Annotated in this window: 3 protein-coding genes; all 3 read left to right on the top strand. The window is 21.1% G+C overall.

Annotated features, from left to right (window positions below):
- Positions 1 to 140 precede the first annotated feature (140 nt).
- Positions 141 to 1,010, top strand: coding sequence for a hypothetical protein (locus RI76_RS01400; RefSeq protein WP_017192356.1), 870 nt, complete (start codon positions 141 to 143; stop codon positions 1,008 to 1,010).
- Between the two features lie 34 nt (positions 1,011 to 1,044).
- Positions 1,045 to 2,064: a tryptophan--tRNA ligase gene (trpS, locus tag RI76_RS01395; protein ID WP_017192355.1), complete on the top strand. Its 1,020-nt coding sequence runs from the start codon at positions 1,045 to 1,047 to the stop codon at positions 2,062 to 2,064.
- A gap of 53 nt (positions 2,065 to 2,117) precedes the next feature.
- Positions 2,118 to 3,445: MATE family efflux transporter (locus RI76_RS01390; RefSeq protein ID WP_017192354.1), on the top strand; the 1,328-nt coding region annotated here is incomplete at its 3' end.

Raw genomic sequence — 3,445 nt, 5'->3', positions numbered from 1 at the left:
TCCCTACACGACGCTCTTCCGATCTATTATATATTATTTTTCCATTTTTCATAAAAAATTTTTACTTTTACATTTCGAAAATAAAATTATTTATTGAATTATCAAAGTAAAGGAAGAAGAAGCATAATTTAAAAAACAAAATGAATACCAATCAATTAATAGAAAAAAAGAAACTTAATTTTTTAAATATGTTAAAAAACCCTAAAGGGGAAAAATTATTTTATTTTGTTTTATTTATAACTTTATTTACAATCTTGTCAGATATAATAACTTTTTTTATTTTTTCTAAACAAGAAAAGGGAATTTTTTTTTGTAAAGAAGTTTTTTTAAGATATTTAAAATATTTTACTTTTCAAATGAATATTGCGGTTTTATTAATTTTATTATCTTTTTTTCTTAAAATTAAAAATAAAAAAATTCATTCTTTATTGATAATTATTATTATGGTAGATGCTTTATTAACTACTTTTATTTACAATCTTTTCCTTCATCCATTTTGGACGCCTGAAAGCAGTGATTTTGTTCAAATTATAAGAAATAATAATTTAGAAGATAGAATTTGGCGTGCTTTAAGTATTTCACAACACGTTTTAATACCTTTTTCTTATTTCGTTCTTTTTTTCTTTTTTATTCCAGTTAATTTTAATAATTTTAGAAAAATATTTTTAACTTTCATTCACCCTATTTTATTTCTCTCTTTTTATTATTTGTTGTTATTCTCTCCTAATAAAGGTTATCGTAATTGTAAAAAAGGAGGGGATAAATGTTTTTTTCCTTATCCTAATATTCAATGTCATAAACAGCATTCTTATCGAGGCAAAGAAATTAATAAATTATTTGGCGAACCATTATTCGATATGAGAAATATTGGAGGAAAAACAGCTGTTTTTTTTAGAATACTGATTTTAACTTTTTTCTTTTCGTTCCTTTTTTTCTTTGTTCTATATTTTAAGAATAAATTTAATGATAAAAAAAGCTTTTTAAAAGGTAATATAATTATATACGATTAAAAAAATAATTAAATTTAAAAAAAGGTTGATAAAAATGTCAATTGCAAAAAAAAGATTAGTGACGGGAATAAAGCCAACTGGAGATTTAACTTTAGGAAATTATTTAGGAGTCGTTAAACCGTTAGTTAATTTTCAAAAAAAATTTAATCAAGAATATGATCTTTATGTTTTTATTGCTGATTTACACGCTTTAACAAAATTTCAAGAACCAACATTATTAAATAAAAGAATTAAAAATATCGCGGCTCTTTATTTAGCTTCAGGTTTAGAACCTTCTCAGGTTAATTTATTTGTTCAATCAGAAGTTGTTCAACATACTTATTTGAGTTATATAATGGAGTCTACTTCTTATTTAGGCGAATTAAACCGAATGATCCAATTTAAAGAACAGAAAAAAAATAATTCTAGTCAAAACATAAGAACTTCTTATTATACTTATCCTCTTTTAATGGCTTCAGATATTTTACTTTATGACGCTAATGTGGTTCCGGTTGGTCAAGATCAAAAACAACATTTAGAATTGACTCGCGATTTAGCTGATCGTTTTAATAGTTTATATGGAGAAACTTTTGTTATTCCTGAATTTTTAAAAATGGGTCATACAATTAAATCTTTAACCGAACCGACTAAAAAAATGAGTAAAAGTTTTCAATTGGATCCACAAAATGATAAAGGTTGTATTTTTCTTTCAGAAGATTTGAAGATTATTAGACAAAAAATTATGAGATCTGTCACCGATTCGGATAAAAAAATTTATTATGATGTAGAAAAAAAACCAGGAATTTCAAACCTTTTAACCATTTATTCAGCTTTAAAAGATTTATCAATGGAAGAAACTGAAAAATATTTTTTAAATTCTTCTTATCAAATTTTAAAAGAAAAAGTTTCTGATGTAGTGGTGGAAACAATTGATGAAATTCAAAAGAAATTTGCTTTTTATAATAAAAACTCTATTTTATATGAAATTTTTGAAAAAGGAGCAAAAAAATCCAGTTTTATTGCAGAAACAAAAATAAAAAAAGTTAAGAAAAAATTAGGTATCGGATGGCAATAAAAAAAATTTTTAAAAAATCTTATACCTTCATAAGGTAGGGGGTATTTTTTTAAATGAATGATTTAGAAAAAAAAACACAAAAAATAAAAGAAACAAACATATGGAAATTTATTTTATTTTCTTCTTTTCCTATGATGATTTATTTAGTTTTTAACAATATTTCTAATAATATTGATTTATTTTTCTTAAAAAATAAATTTGGTTTAAAAGAAATAAGTATGTTTTCGCAAATTAATGGAGCTAAAAAAATAATTTTTACTTTTGTTTTTTCCATTATCATTGCTGGAATTTCTTTAATAGCTAGGGAATATAGTTTAAAAAACTTTGAAAAAATGAATAAATTATCTAATTTTTTTTTAGTATTTTCTTTTTTCTTTGTAATTTTTGTTTTAAGTTTTTTCATATATTTGAGAGCATCTTTTTTAAAATTATTAAATATTAAAGAAGACTTTATTGAAGATAAATACGGAAAAAGTTATTTTTTACTTTCTTTATCTTCTTTAGTTTTTGTTACCATTAATATGATTATTTTAGGTTTTGAAAGAATTCAAAAACATAATTCTAAAGTTTTCTTTTTAAATTTGTTCAATTTTTTTCTAAAAATATTTATTTCTTATTTCCTTTGTGTTTGTATTTCGCCTGATAAAAGACTTTCGTCTGAAGAAAATTTAGAAAATTATGTCTTTTATGTTTCTCTTTCCACTTTAATATCTGATTTTTTATTAACTGTGATTTCTTTTTTTATTATTTTTAATAAAAAAAATCTTTTTAGAATTAATTTGACAAAAGCTTCTTTTGATAAAAATTTTTTAAAAAAATTATTTCAATTGTTTTTATCTATTTTTTCTATTAGAATTAGTAATATTTTAACTAAAGTTATTCTTAATTTTTCTATCATTAATGAAACTAATAATGGAGTAATAACGGTCGCCACTTATAGTTTGGTTAGTTTCTTTATCGGTATAATTTATAATATAGAAATTTCTTTTGAAGAAACGCAATCTTTTTTAGTTAATAAAAATATTGAAAAAAATAATTTTCATGAGACTTTTCAAATTTTAAAAAAGACTCTTACATTAGTTATTGTTATTGCTTTTATGACTTTGTTATTTATTTTTTTCCAATGGGAAAGTATTTTTAATTTTTTAAATAAAAATAAAAATAATAATAACATTGAGGAAATTAGAGGTATTTTTAAAATTTTAATATATTTTGACTTCTTCTCTTCTTTAATAAGTGTTTTTAATCTTTTAATAATGAGTTTTTTATTATCTTATAAAAGAATTTATAGTGTTTTATTTTTAAATTTTTTAAAAATGTTTTTAATTGGTTTTGTGTTCTTGATTTTAAATTCTTTTAAATATTTTTCTTCTCATCAATT

It is taken from the genome of Milkweed yellows phytoplasma str. MW1, from assembly GCF_000309485.1.
Taxonomy (GTDB): domain Bacteria; phylum Bacillota_I; class Bacilli_A; order Acholeplasmatales; family Acholeplasmataceae; genus Phytoplasma.
This window is presented reverse-complemented; position numbering and strand designations above follow the sequence as displayed.

What these genes read in the sequence shown, in the direction of transcription:
- RI76_RS01400 (WP_017192356.1), top strand. Translation starts at nt 141, where the DNA reads ATGAATACCAATCAATTAATAGAAAAAAAGAAACTTAATTTTTTAAAT.
- trpS (WP_017192355.1), top strand. Translation starts at nt 1,045, where the DNA reads ATGTCAATTGCAAAAAAAAGATTAGTGACGGGAATAAAGCCAACTGGA.